The 19782-nt window shown below is 42.2% G+C and carries 11 protein-coding genes; 1 reads left to right on the forward strand and 10 read right to left on the reverse strand.

Annotated elements, in window-relative coordinates; genetic code table 11:
* Window positions 1-16: 16 nt before the first annotated feature.
* The 8 genes from Q3A68_RS13850 to Q3A68_RS13885 form a co-directional block, all read right to left on the reverse strand.
* Window positions 17-1504: a L,D-transpeptidase scaffold domain-containing protein gene (locus Q3A68_RS13850; protein WP_302901698.1), complete on the reverse strand. Its 1488-nt coding sequence runs from the start codon at window positions 1502-1504 to the stop codon at window positions 17-19.
* Between the two features lie 159 nt (window positions 1505-1663).
* Window positions 1664-2098, reverse strand: a complete 435-nt coding sequence (locus tag Q3A68_RS13855; protein ID WP_302901699.1) for a hypothetical protein — start codon at window positions 2096-2098, stop codon at window positions 1664-1666.
* A 121-nt stretch (window positions 2099-2219) separates the two neighbouring features.
* Window positions 2220-3032, reverse strand: coding sequence for a universal stress protein (locus tag Q3A68_RS13860; RefSeq protein ID WP_302901700.1), 813 nt, complete (start codon window positions 3030-3032; stop codon window positions 2220-2222).
* A gap of 130 nt (window positions 3033-3162) precedes the next feature.
* A complete protein-coding gene (locus Q3A68_RS13865; protein WP_302901701.1) occupies window positions 3163-5358 on the reverse strand; it encodes an alpha-N-acetylglucosaminidase in 2196 nt (731 codons plus the stop codon).
* A 109-nt stretch (window positions 5359-5467) separates the two neighbouring features.
* Complete coding sequence (locus Q3A68_RS13870) at window positions 5468-6334, reverse strand: inositol oxygenase family protein (protein ID WP_302901702.1); 867 nt, start codon at window positions 6332-6334, stop codon at window positions 5468-5470.
* Between the two features lie 103 nt (window positions 6335-6437).
* Window positions 6438-8003 (reverse strand): RagB/SusD family nutrient uptake outer membrane protein, encoded by a 1566-nt coding sequence (locus tag Q3A68_RS13875; protein WP_302901703.1) that lies wholly within the window; start codon window positions 8001-8003, stop codon window positions 6438-6440.
* An 18-nt stretch (window positions 8004-8021) separates the two neighbouring features.
* Window positions 8022-11255, reverse strand: a complete 3234-nt coding sequence (locus Q3A68_RS13880; RefSeq protein WP_302901704.1) for a SusC/RagA family TonB-linked outer membrane protein — start codon at window positions 11253-11255, stop codon at window positions 8022-8024.
* Between the two features lie 49 nt (window positions 11256-11304).
* Window positions 11305-14661 carry a VCBS repeat-containing protein gene (locus tag Q3A68_RS13885; protein ID WP_302901705.1) on the reverse strand — a complete coding sequence of 1119 codons (3357 nt, stop codon included), beginning with the start codon at window positions 14659-14661 and terminating at the stop codon, window positions 11305-11307.
* Between the two features lie 286 nt (window positions 14662-14947).
* On the opposite strand from Q3A68_RS13885, the gene Q3A68_RS13890 reads away from it, so the two are divergent.
* Window positions 14948-15973 (forward strand): LacI family DNA-binding transcriptional regulator, encoded by a 1026-nt coding sequence (locus tag Q3A68_RS13890; protein ID WP_302901706.1) that lies wholly within the window; start codon window positions 14948-14950, stop codon window positions 15971-15973.
* Window positions 15974-15994: 21 nt separating this feature from the next.
* Here Q3A68_RS13890 and Q3A68_RS13895 read toward each other — a convergent pair whose 3' ends face one another.
* On the reverse strand, window positions 15995-17104 hold the full coding sequence (locus tag Q3A68_RS13895) for an exo-alpha-sialidase (protein WP_302901707.1): 1110 nt from the start codon (window positions 17102-17104) through the stop codon (window positions 15995-15997).
* A 180-nt stretch (window positions 17105-17284) separates the two neighbouring features.
* Window positions 17285-19582 carry a family 20 glycosylhydrolase gene (locus Q3A68_RS13900; protein ID WP_302901708.1) on the reverse strand — a complete coding sequence of 766 codons (2298 nt, stop codon included), beginning with the start codon at window positions 19580-19582 and terminating at the stop codon, window positions 17285-17287.
* Window positions 19583-19782 lie beyond the last annotated feature (200 nt).

Below are 19782 nucleotides of genomic sequence, written 5' to 3' on the forward strand. Positions count from 1 at the left end.
TGTGGGCTTTAGAATTTTATTTTAGAGTTAGCGTTTGCGCAGTATTATAAAGCGCCATTTCAAGGCTCTTATCCAGGTTATAAATGTCTTTATAGGTAATCACCAAACCTTCTTTCACTTCGCAGGTGAGGTAGGTAATTTTTATTGGCACATGTTTTTTTAGTGAGATATTCCTGGTCAGATGTGCACTGGAAGCTTTATGCAACACAGTTATTTTATTCTCATCACCGCTGAATTTCAGTACCAGCTCAGCCAGATGCTGGGCATTTTCCACCCGTATGCAGCTATGACTAAATGCTCTTTCTTCCCTTTTGAATAGCTGCTGTTCCGGCGTATCGTGTAAGTAGATATCATAGATATTTTGAAACCTGAACACCAGATTTCCAAGTGCATTGTCGCAACCCGATGACTGGCGTGCATAATAAGATTGTATATGACGTTTCACATTCCGAAGGTTGGCCTTAGTGGGCTTTACATAATTGCCTGCCCTATCATAAATAGTAAAGTGGTTGTTATCCAGGTAAGCAGTATCCTTCAGCGCCTTTGGGAGCAATTCTTTCACAAAAATGCTTTGCGGTATCTTCCACTCAGGATAGGTAGTAAAATAAGTGATCTCACTGCTTAAAGATGGGGTCTGCGCGGTAGGTTTGCCCACCACTACCTTAAACTCATACGTAGTGTCAGGCTGTATAAATTTGAGGTTGTATGATGGAATATTTACCTGTATATAAGCGTCTTCATTTATTTCGGCCCAGCGCAGGCGCTCCATATTAATGGCAATCTTTCTCACTTCACTTTCTGGCACTTCGTAGCAATCTTCCTTGTACTGGCCTTTTAAAAGCCGCATCCTGTCCTGCATAGCGGCATATTGTTTGGATTTAGGCTGGACATTTAAAACTCCGTCCATAAAATCACTTTGCTTGAGAGCGTCTGTTAGGGCGTTTTCTGCATGAAAAGGCAACATTAAACCAGCATCAATCTTATCGGCATAATACACAGGGTTAAGTTTGCCATAATGCAGGTTATTCATAAAGGTGATCATGGCATCGCTAAGCAGAATATCGAACTTCGCCTTCTCGTTGTTACTTATCTTGCCAGGCTCCTCCAGCATTTCATGAAGTGGTTTATATAATAATTCTTTAGGGTGATAGTCATCATGAGATAGACCATACTGTAAAACGCAATCCAGCAATAACATAGCTTCCCAGGTTTGCTTAGGATTCCTTTGCTCCTTAACCCAGGCAGCTTCCCCATTATTAGCATCATAAAAGCGCTTTACAGAAGCTGGATAATATAAACCCAATAATGCCTTTGCGTTGTTGTCATTCAGGTATTGCTGAATAAAAGCAGCAACAGAAGTGTCTTTACGAACTACATTGACAATGCTTTTAACACGTTCGTTGTTGCACGAAGCGGTGCTTTGCAGTACAGAAAAAATTGCCACGGCAGCAAGCATAAAGCCTCCTGCTTTGGTTCTTTGCATGTATTTAAAAAAGCTTTCCATAACCTTAGTTTTATTAATGTAAAATTGGATAATGCAGTGCTTTGAAATAATGACATCGGTCACTTATTACACTGATTTAAAACAGGATAATAAAACACTTAAAAAAAAGAAAAGCGCTCACATTCATCATGCGGCGCCTTCGACTGGTATATGGATCGATTAATTGAGGTGCGTTATTTGTTCAAGATGATTACCCTGGGCGCATGCTTCCTGCACCAAATCAAAAATCTCCCGTTTCAGATCTTTATACTGCGAAAACAGATCAGTAACCATATATTCAAGCCGTATCTGGTTGCCGGCTACAGTAGTGGCATCTTCCGGTATAACATCTTCAGCCATCAATTCGAGGTGCTTTATCTGATCACCTAACAATACTTCCAATTGATCTTTTTCCTCATCCAGTATTTTAAGGTCCTTATTGATTCTTTTTACGGTATCCTTATCGCCTGTATTTTGCAATACCGAATAATTATTTTCAAGCAATAAACGTAAAAACTTGATCTCAACCTTATAAAACTCCAGGTCTGAACTCCACTTTTTGGCGATTACAAAGTATTGTAATGAACGGGCCGATAAACTATTCAGGGTTTCCATATTCGTTTGTTTGTTGGGATAAATTTCGAACTTTTTTTGTTCTTGCCAGGTGACAGGCATCAGCTCAAAAAGTGATTCTCGTCACATAGGCTCAAACCCTCCGCACTTGCCTTGCAGTTTATTACAAGGGGAACACTATTACGGGTATTGGTATATTTTCCGGCATACAGGTTTTTATCGCTCTGCCAAATAGTTCTTCAAAATGAAACCGGTGATTTACCACAGCCAGCAAATCAGCTTGTAAATCATTGATTATGACACCAATGGCAACATTCAAATTGCGTTCTTTTATATTATTGAAATAGACATTATTATAGTAGGTTTTATTAGTGATTTCGTTATCAAATAATGACATTGCATATTTATCATCCAGGGGTGGTAACCCTTTGGCTGAAAGATGTTCCAGTACGAGGCTAGCCCCACAATCTTTTGCAAGCTCGGTAAGAAATTTTAATACTGTTCTCCGGCAATAGCGCATATCAACCGCATAGGCGATATTTTCAAAATTTCTCTTCTTATAGTTGTCGGGAATTAACAATAATGGACAACCAACATGATTTAGTATAGCCTGAATATCAACCTGGCACAAAAGTTCATGTGTAACCTGCGTTTCGATGCCCTTTACCATTAACCAGACATTTTTCCTGATCACTAATTCGCTGATTTCCTTTTCCGAGTACTGGCTTGCATCAATTTCCCACTTTGCAGGTTTAAAGTCCTCATCCGCCTCAACCAGCCCCCCCTGGGGTTCCAGGCTTGAGTCAATCGGTTGAGCATATGCTGCAATCAACTTTTCTGAAACTTTATAAGTTTCCCGTTTTACAAGATTTAAAGTAAAAATGTCAGCCTTTACTTTTTTAGCAATGTGCAATGCGAATTCGGCTGCATTTATTGCTTCGGGGGAGTCGTCATTGAATACAAGTATTGTCCTCATGGCCGGTCAATAATAAAAGGTGAAACTTTTTATAAAGCTGGCTAAATAAAATACTAATAAAAATGACGAAGGGCCCCCCACAATGTGATAAATATCACCTTTGTTAAGACTCAACTTAGTTGCTGCTGAGTCAAAAGGACTTTTGTATGACTTGGTGATATTTCGAAAATAGCCGTTTGGATACCTCAACCGCATCTCCTTTTGTAACATCCGGGTAAGCATTGTTATGAGTATTCACCCATTTCCATTCCCAATCCTTCACTTGTTTATCAAAGTTAGCCGCGTCAAAATCGGTTCCGGTATCCATAGCTTTGTTCATTTGGGCAAAGAATAACTCCCAGCGTGGTTTATAATATCCTTTTATTAAGCCCGCCCATTGGCGATTTGAATATTCGCGCAGTTCGCTTTCTTTATCGCCCCATAGGGTAATGATATCGCGTGCATTAAATTCATAAAGGTTCTTTTCCTTTTCCGTGATACCATTGGCTCTTGCCTCGTTTATCCATTTACCCAGTAGGAAGTCTTTCCGGGTATTTAACAAATCATCCATATCATCCATCAATTGCAGGAATTCAGCGCTATAATTTTTGAATTTCTCTTTGTCTTTGTCCTTATAGGCCGATGCTGTTTTTTGCTGCAGCGGACCAGCATAATTGGCCAATACCTGTCGCGTTACGTCAACCAGATCGTATTGATAACCATCGCTTTGTTTCAGGCTATCAGCAGCACGAATCAGTAAGGCCCATGCCTTATATAATTCTTCGGGATTATAATCGAGGTGGGTCAACACACGGTCAATGGATTTTTTTAGTGTCGGCCGCGCCACTATAATTGATTCTGGCCCACCCTCGGTAAGGCCTCCGCTATAAACTGAGTTCAGTAATATATGCCAGGCCTCATATGCATTGGCATTAATATTACCGTATCGCCTATGAGCATAATCTTTTACCCAGGCATCTGCATCAATCGGGTTGTCCCGCCATACATTTTCAAGCATCAGCGCAAATAAGGCTGGGTTTTGTTCTATTCCTTCCGGTGTAATGCCAATACCGCTGATATTTTTTGCTTCAGGATCGTGCAAAGCTACTGCCGGGTCAGCGGCGACGTGACGCATACGCCCAAAAAGACTAATATTTCCACCAAAATTCTGGAGCATGCACCATATCCAGGGTTTACCATAATAAGCGTCGGTACGGTTCCATACAGGATGTGCATCACTATAAAGATCAAGGATAATCATTTTATCATCCGGTACTGCATTTAACAAAGCTTTGATTTGCTGCGGTTGCCAAAAAGCGTTGTTATAATGAAACATCCAACCCTGCATAACCCAAACTGCTTTAGGGTCAGCAACAGCCATTGAGTTATATACCTTTTTGCTCATTGCATCCAGGTAGGTAGAGTCATTTGTCGGAGGCACATTTTCATTAAAGGTATCAGCCGAATAAAGGTGGTCGGTTCCAAATTCTGCAGTCTGCGCCTCAATATATTTTTTACCGACGGTTTCAAACATCGGGTCATCCGGGTCAAGAATGTATACATCAGGAAAGCCTGCTCTCCAGTTGGTTTTTTTAACTTTTGCCGAAGGGAACTTATCTTTAAATGAGGCCGGCACATGCCCGGTAAATGACGATAACACTGGCGTCATGCCAAACGACCGTTCGCGATCCAGTATCTTTTTTTGCAATGTTCTGTGCGCATCTATCCAATGCTGTGGCAACGGGCCTCCCCATGCATCAATGTTTCCCATCCAGAACCAGGAAAAATAAGCCGGGCCACTAAAAAACTCATCCAATTGCTTATCAGTGAAACCCATCTTTCTATACACATCCTGCCAGATGGCTTCCTCGCCTGTTATGGCTAAGGGCATGTTGATGCCGTTCAACGCCATCCAGTCTATTTCTTTTTGCCAGCGGTCCCAATCCCACCACGACATCGAGTAATTAAACGTGCAATAATTGAGATAATTTCTGTAGCGGTAAGGTGTGGTTTTATGTATCTTCTGTTTAACAAGTGGTAAAACAGTTGGCAAATTCAGATTTGTTCCATTCCAGCCAATATCACAAAAACAGTAGTTCTTCAGGTAATAATTTAAAGCTGAGGCAACAGATAATCCGTTATTACCACGCAAGACAATTTTGTCGCCCATGGTATCCAGCTCAAAAACGTCCTTGCCACTTTCCTGCGGAATGCCCTCAATCAAGAATGCACCGGAACGGCCCGGTATTGTTCGTTCTATGAAAGCATGCAGGGCAGCTTGGTCGATCTGGCCTTTGGCAATAAGGCCCGGTATTATACAGATGAGAATGAGCAGATATTTCTTCATGCGGCTGAAGATAGAAGATTTAACAAAATTACGCGCTCCCCGTTACGGGAATTGCCGTCAACGACGGTAATTCCCGGAGGAGACTGCAGTGCAGCTTTGCAATGATATATTATAATTTAACAGTTAGGGGCAAATATTTAGCGATCAGATCCTCATAATAAGGTTTCAATTCAGACACAACCGGCGGCTTAGGACTTTTTGAATACAAATCGTATGGATTGAATTTATCCACCCATTTAAACATTTCCTGATCATGCGCACTCAGTATATGATCATACTCATGCTCGCGGTGCTGAGAATAAAATGAATGATATCGGATCATATACAAAGCTTCTTCGGGCAGATAGTCTTTGGTAATTTGATATAAGTACTCATCATGCCCCCATGACATGTGCACATTATCCAGACCGCACTGGTGTGAATAAACGCCATATTTTGTATTAAAGCGTTCGTCGTAGGAGTCTGGGTTATCCGCAAAAAACTCGGGATAAACGATCTTATCCGAAAACTTGCACCCTACTGGGAATGTGTCACCCACCACGTTCCATTGTGGCTCGCCAAATAAGCAAAGCACTTTTCCTAAGTCATGTATAAAACCGGTTAAAACAAACCAATCAGGATGTCCATCTGCACGGATGGCCTCAGCTGTTTGCAGTAAATGCTGTAACTGATCAAGCTGCAGGTCAGGGTCCGAGTCATCAATCAATGTATTCAGGTATTCCATTGCTGCCCACCAGGGCATCTCTTTTTTATCAAACTTTAGGAAATTGGCCTTTTTAGCCAAAACGTTATCATAGGTTTGATACTTATGATTGAGCCTGTAAAACTCCCGTACCCCATCGATTTCAGGGCTATCATAATTCCTGAATTCTTCTTTGGTTTTTGCCGGCTTACCGGGTTCAGGGTATCTTTTTAGCACGTCCTCGTCCCAGTCCTCCAGGGACGATAGCGGTGACATTTCGTCTTTATTTTTCATAGCGATTATTACGTTGATACTTTAGTTTAGGAAAAATAATGGGCTGCCGCGCCTGGCGGCTCGCCCATTAACAACTGATCTCAAATAGAAATATATACCCATGTTAATAGTTCGGGTTCTGCTTAATAATCCCTTTACTTTCATCAATAATTTTTTGCGGAATAGGCATAAAATAATCTTTAGGCCTTTTAAATGTTCTGGCCGGTACTATGACTGAACCGTTAAAAGGTGGCAAAGGCGAAGCTTTTTTCGGCTTACCTACGATAGTGTCCAGGTTGATGATCTGGTCTTTATCCCATCGCAACAGATCCTGCCAGCGCACATTTTCGCCGCCAAGTTCAACCCTCTTTTCGTGGATAAGCTGCGGCATACCTGCACCCGTAATGGCTGCCAATCCGGCTCTTTGTCTAACTGCATTTATTTCCGCATCGCCAGCGCCAGCGCCACTCGCTCTGATCTTTGCTTCGGCGACAATCAAATAAACTTCTGCAGTTCTCAAAAGCGGTTGTTTCAGATCAAAATTCAGGTTTCCATCGCCACTTGGCATATAGGCCGTATATTTCCGGATATAGTAGCCGGTGGTTGACATACTGGGAAGCATACGGCCGGTTGATTGCCCTTCTTTTCCGGCAAACATTTGAACTGCATCTGATCCTGCAATGGTTACCAGACTGGTTTGATACGGAATTGAATCGCCTACTGCTAATACAGTAGCTTGTTTTCTGGAGTCGCCAGATTCAAATTCATCTACAAAATTCTGGGTTGGATGGTGAAAGCCCCATCCCTGCCATGGTCTTGGAGAAAAATAAATACCCATAGGTGATTGAAGCGATCCGGAAATTTCACTGTTCTGATTCCATACAGCAAACAGTAATTCAGTACTGGTAGTTTGCTGAATGCCCGGAGTAAAGTTGTCAGTGTAGTTAGGTGCCAATGAATAATTAGCATTAGTTGTTACTGCAGTACCATATTGAATAGCCTTGGCAAAATTATCTTCGAACAAGTAAAGTTTGGCAAGTAACCCTTCGGCTGTCCCCTTGCTGACACGGCCTTTATTTGCAGAGTCGTATGTTTCAGGTAATAGCTCGACTGCCTTTAGCAGATCAGACTCTACCTGTGCACGCACCTGATCTAATGTTGATTTTGGAACATTGTAACTACCTGTTAATACATTATTTTCTAGTATCAACGGCACCTCGCCATATATCTGGCTTAATATGAAATAAGCATGTGCCCTCAGGAAATAAGCTTCACCCATTGACCGGTTGCGGATAGTCTGATCCATAATAGGGACCTTGGGTATGTAGATAATAGCATTATTCGCCCTGGCAACCTGCTCATAGGCAAACGGCCAGGTATAATAAATTACCTGCAGCGACGGGTCAGCATTGAGATTGCCAACCGCCTGAAAGTCAGAGTGGTCACCTGCTACATAAATATCGTCCGACTGGTCATCGTAAGTATACAAGGCGTGTCCTACCCAGTCTTCCACATAAAGAATATTGTATATCCCCAAAACGTTCGCAATTACGTCATTCTGGTTTCGCCAATAGGTAGCTGTGGTGTATGAAGCCGTTGGTTTTTGATCAATAGGCTTTTTTATACAGCTTGCTATAAATACCGTGCTAAGGAATAATAGGCTTAATAATTTATATCTGATCGAATTCATATCTGTCTTTTTAAGAAATTAAAAATTAGCTGTCACTCCAAAAGTCACATTCCTGGCACTTGGATATTGAGCAACATCAACACCTTTTTGTGAATTTGGCAGATAGCCATTTGTACTAGTATAACCCAATTCAGGTGTATATCCTTTGTACCCTGTAATCATAAAAAGATTATAAGAACTTACATACAAACGGATATCCGGTAACTGGACGCCAGCTATACTCTTTTTTGAAAATGTATATCCCAAAGCAACACTTTTCAATGCCAGGTAAGATCCGTTCTCCACCCAAAGATCGGATGAGCGATAATTGTCATTTAGGTTGTTCCCCGGTGAGGTTAGTCTTGGAATCGTATTACTGGTGCCTGCGCCGTGCCATCTTCCTTCCTGCTCAGCGTACCAGTTAAATACCTGGGTTGCATCTAAACCAGCAAGCCTGTCCGCATTATACAGTTTCAAGCCAGCTTGCCCGGCAAAACTGAAAGAAAAATCGAAATTCTTATAAGAAAGTGTTCCGTGAAACCCGAATACATATTTTGGGTTAGGGTTCCCCAGATTTACACGGTCTTGATTATCAATTACACCATCGCCGTTAACGTCCACAAATCTCACATCACCGGGTTTTATACTACCTTTATTGGGATCGTTTTTAATATTCGGGTCATTATCTATATCCGCCTGTGTCTGGTATAGGCCGTTGGTTTTAAAGCCATAAAAAGAAGCTATCGGTTGCCCCTCGTAAGAGCGGGAAATATCAACGTTTTCCCTGCCATAATTTGGTCCGCCTATATAATCTCCAGGTCCATAAAGCTTAGTGATCTTGTTGCTGAGAAAAGATACATTTGCCCCAAAAGAATATTTCAGATTCCCTGCTTTATTTTGATAGTCGAGCTCAACTTCTACACCACGATTGTTCATCTCGCCATTATTCAGATTGGGTATAGATACATTACCCGGATCGTCTGGCAAACTAACTTGTGCCCCAAAAGTTTCAACGATATTTGGCTTAATCAGCATGTGATAAGTTTTTTTGTTGAAATAAGTTACCGAACCCGAAAGATGGTCATTCAAGGCTGTGAATTCCAAAGCTATATTGGTTTCCCGGGCACTTTCCCAGGTTATATTGGGGTTTGACAGAGTTGTTACTACTGCCCCATTTTGTAAAACAGTGCCTGTACCTAGTGCGTATCCAAAATTTCTGGCATAACTCAGTGTGCTTAGATATTCAAACGGGGGAACTATTTGATTACCTAATGCGCCCCAGCCTCCGGTCAATTTTAGAGAACTAAAAATGTTCTTCAGGCTTTCACCATAAAATTTTTCTTCTGAGATCCTCCAACCGGCCGAAAAAGCAGGAAAATAGCCCCACTGTTTGCCAGGCGCAAATATGCTGGAGCCATCGGAACGCATTGTTACCGTTAGCAAATACCTATTGTCGTATGCGTAATTGCCCCTCACAAAGTAAGATTGTAAACCCTCATTCGGATTGTTTCTTCCATTATTGCCTGGACTGTTTCCAAAATCCAATACTCTAACTGAAGGATCTATATCACTAAATCCAGACTGGGTTGCATTAACATAATTACCTTGAAATGTCTGCGCTGAATACCCGCCTAATAAGGTCAAAGCGTGCTTATTGAACGTCTTACTGTAGGTGACAAAATATTCCTCCAACAAAGAGTAGTTCTTCGAATATCCCTGGTTAAGTGAGGATGTTCCTGGCCCCCTTGTTTGATCAGGCATTGCAACTTGGAAATTGTAATAGTCTGAATAGGTACCATCGTAAGAATAATTTGCTTTTACCTTAAGGCCGGATAAAATTTCAACTTCTGCATAGGCATTGGCCAGCAACCTGTTCGCTTTATTATAAGCGTCTGTTGATTTGGCAGTTGCGACCGGATTGTTTATATCCCCAAGTTGATTATCTGCCTGGGAAGTTCCCCATGAACCATCCGGATTAGTTACAGGTATTGCGGGGTTGAAACGGATAGCGCTCCAAACCAACCCTGCCTGAGTTGATCTGGTGTCGGGAGATGTAGTATTTGAATTTGAATAAAGTATATTTTCACCGATCTTAATTTTTGAAGTTACTTTATGTTCAGAATTTACCCTGAAATTGTAACGCTTAAAAAATGAATTGGGAATCATACCCGTTTCATTGTAGTAATTACCTGAAAAACTATATATAGAACTTGCGCTTCCACCTCTCAGGGCGATATCAGCGTTCTGCACATGGCCTGTCCCCAACAATGCACGCTGCCAGTCTGTTCTTTGAACCGAATAATATGGGTTGCTCCAAATAGCAGGGGCTGACTGTCCATTATTTGAGTATGATTCAATTTTAAGCTGATCTAACTCAGGTGCTGTAAGCATCTTAATGTATTTTACAGGACTATTTGAACCAGTATAAAGGTTCACCGAGGTTTTCAGTTTTTCATTAAAATTGCCGTTTTTAGTAGTAATAATAACTACGCCATTTGCCGCACGTGAACCATAAATAGCCGACGCAGAAGCGTCTTTTAATATTTCGATAGAGGCTATGTCATTTGAATTCACATCATTTAATCCGCTTGCCGGGACACCATCAATTATTATTAGCGGATCAGCAACATTTACGGTTCCAGTCCCCCTGACACGGATGCTTGGTATACTACCGGGAGAACCATCACTCCGAACGATGTCAACGCCAGCTGCTTTTCCTTGTATGGCGGTAGCAGGGTTACTTACCGGAAGGTTCTTCAGATCTTCCCCTTTCACTTTTGCTACCGAGCCGGTAACGTCTCTCTTAGTCTGTGTACCATAACCCACTACTACCACTTCACTTAGGGTGGAAGCTGAGGCTGGGACCACTATGATAATATCCTCGGGCGTTTGATCACCAACTACGATATGCTTTTGTATGGGCTTTATCCCGACATAAGTAACTGTAAGATCGTATTCGCCAGGGGGCACATTAAACTGGAACCTGCCCTGGATGTCAGTAGCAGTAATCAGGCTAAGCTTTTTAATTGATACCGTTGCTCCCGGAATTGGCTGCTTATTTTCATCAAGCACAACACCTTTGATAGGAGTAGCAGCTACTGATGATCCCGGTTTGGCGGAAGTAGCGGGGCCACTCTCCCTGGCACTCGCCGTCGCCGCTGCTGCAGAAAACAGAAACGTGACGAACAAGAGCATAAATGCAGCGGACTTTAACCAAAGCCACTGATAAAATCTTCGTTCGGTGAAGAATTTCTCTTTTGGAATTTGAATCATGGAGTTGAGTTTAGTTAGTGTTATTTCAAAAGTTTAATTGTTAGGTGCGTTAATTATTCCGTTTTAAAACCTGTACTGCGCCGTCGCTTTTGGCAGCTATCAACCAATAATTGCCGTTAGCTCCATTTACTTTTATCAGGCTTCTTACATCTCCGTCTATTTTTAATCCGGTTTCAGCATATCCCAATGAAGTGCAATCTCCTTTTCCGTTTCCTCTCAAAACCAATCCAATACCCGCATCTAAAGGCCCGAATTGAACCCGAAACGGATAAAAGTTGCCAGCCAGCAGGATATCCTTGTGTCCATTTTTTTGCAGATCATCTACTACAATCCCGTTAACCATACTTGCCTGCGCAGCCTTTGGCAGCGCTTTCACTTCCATCTTTCCACTGCCGGTATTTTTCAGAATTACGGATGACAGTAAATTGATCTTGAATATTTTAGCAGAATCCAGCTTCCCCTTAGGGAATATATCTGACAACTGTGCGTCTGCATAATCGATATACCTTGCGAACTTTTTTTGCAGCCAGGGCATCTGGTCCATCAATTCGTCACGGGTATTATATGGATAGCTTTTGCCCTGTATGAAGTAGCTTAAAATGGGGAACATCGTGCCGTCATTATTAAAATCTGAGCAAGTGATGGTAATAGGTTCAGCCTGCGACGCTTTAAGCTGCGTGTTGAGCCCGATATTTCCGGCAATCAAATCAATATTTCCGTCACCGTCCAGGTCTGCCGCACTAATCCTACTCCACCAGCCATTTGTCGCCGAAAGCCCGTATGCGTTTGTTTTATCAACCAAAACCCCCTTATGGTTCTCAAAAACCGTGACCGGCATAAATTGACCCACCACAACGAGGTCCTGCCAGCCATCTTTATTCAGGTCGCACCAAACGGCATCCGTCACCATTCCAGGATTAGCAAGGGTTGCGTCCTTCTGCGATAAGTCTAACTGAAACTGAATCTTGCCAGGTTGACTGACATTCTTTAAAACATAACTCAGCGGTGCCATTGGGAACATTCCCGGTTTGAACCTTCCGCCTATAAAAAGATCGGGCTTACCATCATGATTGATATCGGCTGCCCTGGCACAGCTTGCACTAATGGCATCTTTTGGCAGAGCATTTAGTACTTCTTTAAAATTCCCTTTGCCATCGTTCTCAAATATCCTGTCCTGGTAGTTTTCGCTCCCCTGTGGGTATTCGGCCCCGCCGCCTACCAGGTAAAGGTCCATGTCCCCATCTCCATCGGCATCAAAAAACAATGCATCGGCGTTAAATATCAGCTTGTTATTATTCCAGGGTTGAGATTGGGAGGGCAGAAAATGGCCGTCTTTGGTCTGTAAATAAAGTTGACTGGCCTGGTTAACACCTGCGCCCACAAAAACATCCTCAAGCCCGTCGCCATTAACGTCCGCTTTTGCAATACACGGCCCCATTTTAGAAACCTGGTAAGGCAATAGCGGCGACGTCTTAAAATCGACATAGGGCGACGGCTTGTCAACGAAATTAATCCCGGCTGAATTAGTTACATCTTTAAATAGGGGTTTTATATTTTCATCCTTAACAGGGGAATCTTTTTGAGCAACAGCAGCATTTTTTTGTTCAACAACCAACAGCCGGTCGGCTTTAACATTTTGCAGGATGGATACCTCGCCTGTTGGCCACAATACTTTAACTGATTGAATCAGGCTGTCATTTCCTAAACCAAAGTGCATCACCGGGTCTACTGATGATTGAAATCCCCGGTTAAAATACTGCTCCTGGAACTGACTGCCATGTGCGGTGGTGATGTACACCTTGGCACCTATACCTGAGGTGTTTTTATTGGAGCCCTTAAGCTGAAGTCTTAAATAATGTTTGGTATGTAATTTTTCAAAAGTGTTGTTCCGGTAGATTGTGGCTACATCATTTAACTGGTTAATCACCAGGTCGAGAGCGCCGTCATTGTTCAGGTCAGCATATACTGCGCCATTGCTTATCGCCTGTTTGGTGAGGCCCCAATTAGCGGTAACATTGGAAAATGTCAGGTCTTGGTTGTTTTTGAATAAATAGTTGGTGAGTTTGGTGGTAGGCATTTTCTGCACCAGTTCCCATATTTCACCTTTATCCTGTTTCTCTTTCACATACTGGGGCGAGTAACCCGAAGTATACTTAACAAAATCGAGATTGGTCATATCCTTCAGGACACCGTTGCTAACAAAAAGATCTTTCCAGCCATCATTGTCGAAATCAGCAAAAAGGGGAGCCCAGCTCCAGTCAGTGTTCGATACCCCTGCAAGCTGCCCGATCTCAGATAATATGGGAGTACCGTCTTCGTCATTGCCGTTATTTAATTGCAGGGAATTTCGCATCAATTGCTTGTGGAAACCATGCTCAACCAATAGATTAAATTTATCATAGTTGTCTGCCCCTCGCAACAGTTTTTGGCGATGATTGTCCTCGGGCAGCATGTCCAGCTCCATGATATCGGGCTTGTTATCATTATTAAAATCAGCGATATCGCTGCCCATCGCAAATTGTGAGATATGCTTAGTGGCTTTTGGCAATACTTCCCTGAATGTGCCATCTTGGTTATTCAGGTACAGAAAATCGCGTTCATCGTAATCATTGGTAACGTAGATATCCGGCCAGCCATCGCCGTTTATATCACTAATGGAAGCGCTCAAACTAAAATTCAGCCCGCTTCCGTCAATATGTGCCGGCACGCTTACGTCGGTAAAATGGCCATTATCGTTCCTGTATAACCGGTTACCAAACTTGGCATTTCGTGTAGCTCTGAGTTTTTCTGTATTAAAGAAGGGATTAAAAAAAACATCGGCGTGGTTCACCATCAGCATGTCCAGGTCGCCATCGTTATCCATATCGAAAAAAACGACCGAGGTGGTATAAGTACCCGGGGCATCCAAACCATACGCTTTGGCGCTCTCGGTAAATGAGGGCACACCATTCTTTGAGCCATTATTGATATACAACTCGTTGGACCTGTTCAGCTCATCGCCCGGACCGGAATAGCAAACGTAGATATCCAACAATCCATCCCCATTAACATCTGCCATCACCACTCCGGTTTTCCATTTATTCCGGCCGGCAACACCTGCTTTATCAGTAACATCTTCGAACTTGAAGTCGCCTTTATTCAGATATAATTTGTTAGGCGTCATATTACCTGTGAAGAAAATATCAGGCAAGCCATCATTATTTAAATCGCCAACTGCAACCCCGCCACCATTAAATAAATACTCATAAGAGAGGATATTCTGATCCTTGGTTTCCTCTATATCATTTCTGAAATTGACATTTGAATACGAAGGCGATATTTCTGTAAAGACAGTATTGGGACTGTGCTTACACGAAACCAGTAATACGCAAAAAAAAGCAGGAAATATTTTTAGTAAAGGTTTCATTGCATATAAGTCCCCCTCAAAGCTTATATTGAGTAAAACACTGATTTACTGTGATTAGCAAGACATGACCAAAGTCACATTTTGAAAAAATTGTAGACGAATCTAATTTTTAAAGGCAGGAATTTTGGGGTTTAACCGGGATTTATTTGCGAAACCGGTTGCGTGTTATCATGACACTAACTTTAAGAATCATTAAGAACTTTTTAAAAAACACATTAAAGTTTAGCAGTATTTTTAATAAATTTTTATATATTGTAACATTATTGATATCCCCTATACGGTCTTGATGATCAGTCAAAATCATACTACAATTAAAACCATAGCCGCGAAACTGGGCATCTCAAAGGGTACTGTTTCGAAAGCGCTACAGGATAGTCACGAGATTAGCATCGCAACTAAGAACAAAGTATTGGAAGCGGCTAATGAGTTGCATTACAAGCCCAATCATTTTGCGAGCGGATTAAAAAGCAGAAAAAGCAAAGCCATTGCTGTTATCGTACCGGAAATTGTTGACAGCTTCTTCTCTTTAGCGATCAAAGGCATCGAGACGGTAACGCAAAAAAAAGGGTATCATATCAACATTTACATTACCAATGATTTGGTTAGCAAGGAAAAGGAGATATTTAAGCTTCTGTCGGACGGAAGAGTTGATGGTGTTTTAATTTCTATTTGCCGCGATGCCACCTGCAGCGACCACATAAAGGAACTGATGGACACAGGGATGCCGTTGGTTTTCTTTGACAGGGTCGTAGAAGATATTGAAACGGGCAAAGTGGTGACGGATGATTTTAAAAGCGGATATAATGCTGCCCAGCACTTGATTGAGCAGGGATGCAAACGAGTTTGTTTCTTTTCCATCTCTGAAAATCTTTCGATCCTCCAAAAACGTGTCGAAGGTTTTAAACGGGCGCTTTCGGAAAAACACATTACAAACGCCGATAATAGCGTATATCAAATATCGACCGATAAGAACAAATGCCAGGAAACCATTACCTCCCTGCTGTCAGATCCTGACTTAAGACCCGATGGTATAGTAATCTCGGTTGAGTTGCTAACTATCCCGATTTATACGGTTTGTAAAGCACTTAATATCAGCATACCCGAAGACTTAAAGGTGATATGCTTTTCCAACCTTCAGTATGCATCATTTTTATCGCCGCCATTGACCACCATAACTCAACCTGCATTCGAGATCGGAGAGCAGGCTGCCAGCCTCATTTGCAGTGCCATTACTAATAACCGGTCATTAAAAAACGAAAAAATCATCTGTCCCTCGCAACTGGATATCAGGAACTCCTCGCTGGTTTATTGATATTTTTGGTTTAAAATCGATCTATCTCAGTTGAGATAGTTTGAACCGGATTACTTCGATGGACTCTTTTTGACGGGAGATAATTACATACATGTAACCTTTATCGACCATAGTTACCGGGTAGCCATATTGGCCTCCTTTCCATAAACCCTTCTTTTTTAGGGTATACAGGCCATCTGCAATAATATATTGCTTGTTAAAATATTTACCATCGTCAGATAGCGCTAGTACCAATGGATTCCGGTCGTAATGATGAAGGGTATCCGGGATGCCTACATAGTAAAATCTTTTGTCCGGCAATCTGCCGAAATGGAACTTGCTGTCGTTATCCGTAAAGTTCGTCTCAGCTGGCCTTGACCAGGTTTTGTCATTGTCTTTACTTTCCGTTAACCATAATTTGCCTTTCCAGCCCTTGCCCGTCACACGCAGCAGCATGTGGATCACTTTATCATCGGTCTGAAAAAAAGAACCCTCGCACAAAGGCGGCAGCCCCATTTTCTCTGCCGGCTTATAGAATGTTGCGGGATTGTCCTGTTCATAGAGCGAATCCGGGTAAAAGCTGCTCATTTTCCAACCCGAAAGTCCTGTATGGTCATCTGTGTAAGGGAAAGTGAAATTACCACTGATAATAAGCCGGCCCCCTTGTATCGTTTCGGGGCCATGATTAGGATTAACCGCAACATGCATGTCTATAGGCGCACTCCAATGCAATCCATCGGTACTTGTTTTGGCCCATAAGTGGGTATGAGTACGGTCTTTCTCATACTCTCCGTAATAGGCTACAAGCGTATCATTAAATTGATGGAAACCGGCAGCAGTCAGCACATTCGATACACCATTAGCGGCTTTTGACGGGTATGCCAATTCCTGTGGGGCCGACCACTTCTTAAAGTCATTTGATACCGAGAAAACAACTCTCTGCCCCGCAGAATCCTCATCGATCATCCCGTCGGACCAGATGGCGATCAATTTGCCCTTGAATAGTGTAATTGCCGGGTGGTGGTTGTACAGCCACTCTTTTTCCGGCGAAAAGATCATGCTCCGCTCTACTTTAAGATGTTTCAGGCCGGTTGTATCGCGATAGTTATTGCTGATTCGGGTTTGTTGCGCCCGGACGAAACCGAAGGGCATGGCAAATAAAAAAACAAAAATTAAGCCTCTTCGAATCTTTGATATAAACGTGATCATGCAATCTAAACTACTAAAAAAACCGTTCCGATTTCCCGGAACGGCTGCGATCAACTAATCAACGAATGTTGCACAACCAAATGCAATCATTGTTATCTTCTACCGGATTTGCCGGTTATTTCTTTAGTTCTTGAACCAGGACGATGGTATATCCTTCGGTTCCGAACCATTAAAGCTGTATTTCAGTTTAAGTGCAAAACCTCCTCCACCTTCAATAAAATCAAGCGCAAACGGCTGCAATCCTTTACCTAACGCCACCTGTCCTGTTTTTTCCACGGCCGAATGGAGACCATCATTATCAACTGTCATACGATCAGCTATTTTTAAAGTGCCGCCATCATCGCACGTTAAATAGAAGGTATAAATTCCTGCTTCCGGTACGTCAATATAGCCTCGGTATTTTAACCCAAATGATGGCGCATTAACAGATTTCGGCACATCAATACTTAAAGCATTGTAAGCGCTATCCGGTTTTCCGTCACGGATGTACGTTGTGCCTTTAAAGAAGCCCTTATAATAATCTACCATCAATCCGGAAACAGTTTTATCTGGTGTAACCGGCCTGGCCAGGCTTTGTTGTTCATATTTTATTGCATAAACGTCCCCGCGTTTACCCCTTTGAGTAAAGGCCGCAACCTTTACTGTTTCGGTATGATTGATCAGAAGGTTATTCAATACCGGTGAATTGGCCTGTGGCAATGATCCATCCGTTGTATACCGGACAGTTAACGTCTTAAGCGGCGAGGTCACGTTTAAATGGTCATTATCTATAAATACTTTGCCATCAACAATACCTTCAAGATCAGGCAAACGGTAGTTAATATTCAAGGCATCCATTCGCGGGAATTGCATTACCAGTCTTTTCTGGTATGGTGCATAGTCGTCCTTATTATTCGTCCATAGCATCTCCGCCAATGCGGTCATTCTTGGCATGGTCATATAGTCAGCGCGTTTTTCTGAAGGAATATTTTCAGACCATACATTGGCCTGCGCACCGATGATCAGTTTTGCTTGTTCAGGTGTCAATCCTGCTGGGATCGGGTTAAAATGATAAACATTGTAAATAGAATTTTTGTCGGCAGGATAGTCAAAATATAGCGGGCTGCCCGGCGTCATAATCACGTGATTGCCATTACGGGCGGCTTTCGCGGGAGCGTCAGGCACCCATGTTCGCCAATACATTATATTGGCTGTTGGACTGATACCGCCTTCCAATACCTCATCCCAACCGATCAGTTTACGCCCTTTTGAATTAAAGAATTTCTCCATTCTATTAATGAAGTAGCTCTCTAATCCGGCAATGTCTTTTATCCCTTCACGCTGCATCAACGCCTTACAAACCTCAGATTTGGCCCAATCGCTTCTGTCAACCTCATCCCCGCCGATATGAATATATTCAGATGGGAATATGTCCATGATCTCCGTGAACACATTCTGAGCAAACTCAAAAGTATTTTCGTTGCATGGGCAAATCGGCTTGGTAAATAACTCTCCCCAACTATTCTGACCATTGCAGGTTAGGAATGGGTAAGAGTTGATCGCCGCCATCATATGGCCCGGCATGTCTATTTCAGGAATAATATCGACATGCTTTTGAGCAGCATATTTTACCAGTCCTTTCATCTGCTGCTGAGTATAAAATCCGCCGTAAAGCGTTTTGCCATTACGTTGGGTGATATGTTCTTTATCTATGGTAAAATCAGGATTATCGGCCGCGCGTTTCATACAGGCCGTATCATTCTTATCAAATATACGCCATGCACCTTCTTCGGTCAGTTTTGGATATTTCTTTATTTCTATGCGCCAGCCTTGGTCATCTGTCAGGTGTAGGTGCAGCTTATTCATTTTATAAAGGGCCATCCGGTCGATAAACTTTCTCAAATAAGCTATCGAGAAGAAGTGCCGCGAAACATCCAGATGCATGCCACGCCATGAATAGTCAGGCTCGTCACTGATGGTTAATGCCGGCAAACGTAGTTTTGAAGCCGGAGTACCCTCTTCAACAGATACGGGTAATAATTGCCTAATAGTTTCAATTGCATAAAATACACCCGCGTTACTACCTGAAACAATTGTCATTTTTGATGGTGTGATCTTCAACCGGTATTCGCCGGGTGATTTTATATCAGGATCATATACGACATCGATAACATTGGCTGGGCGTGTAGATTTTAAAACCCTTAAATCGACTTTTAACGCCTTTGCAAGCAGTTCATTCAATTGCTTTATTTCGCTACCGAATTTTTCCTGTGAAGCAGAACTGATAATCGTTTGTTTGGTAATATAGAAGCTGCCTTTACCAGGCTCCAAAGACTTTGGGTACGGTATGAGCGCGTAGTTTGTTTGCGCAAACGTATAAGGGGCAGTGAGCGATGAACTTGCTAACAGAATTGATAAGGTAATTATATATTTTCTAATCATCTTACTGATTGACAGAGTTTTAAATAGAATTAAGCAATCCTACAATTATACTCATCACCTGCAATCAATTAGTTTCCAAAAAATACCATTTCTTAAGCTATTTTGGCATTGGTCAATTATCTAAAAGCAAAAAACATGCTTAATTAAGTGAATTAATGCACTTCTATCCAATTGCAAGTTATGCTGTATTTTATTAATCC

It is taken from the genome of Mucilaginibacter tolerans (genome assembly GCF_030519375.1).
Lineage (GTDB): Bacteria > Bacteroidota > Bacteroidia > Sphingobacteriales > Sphingobacteriaceae > Mucilaginibacter.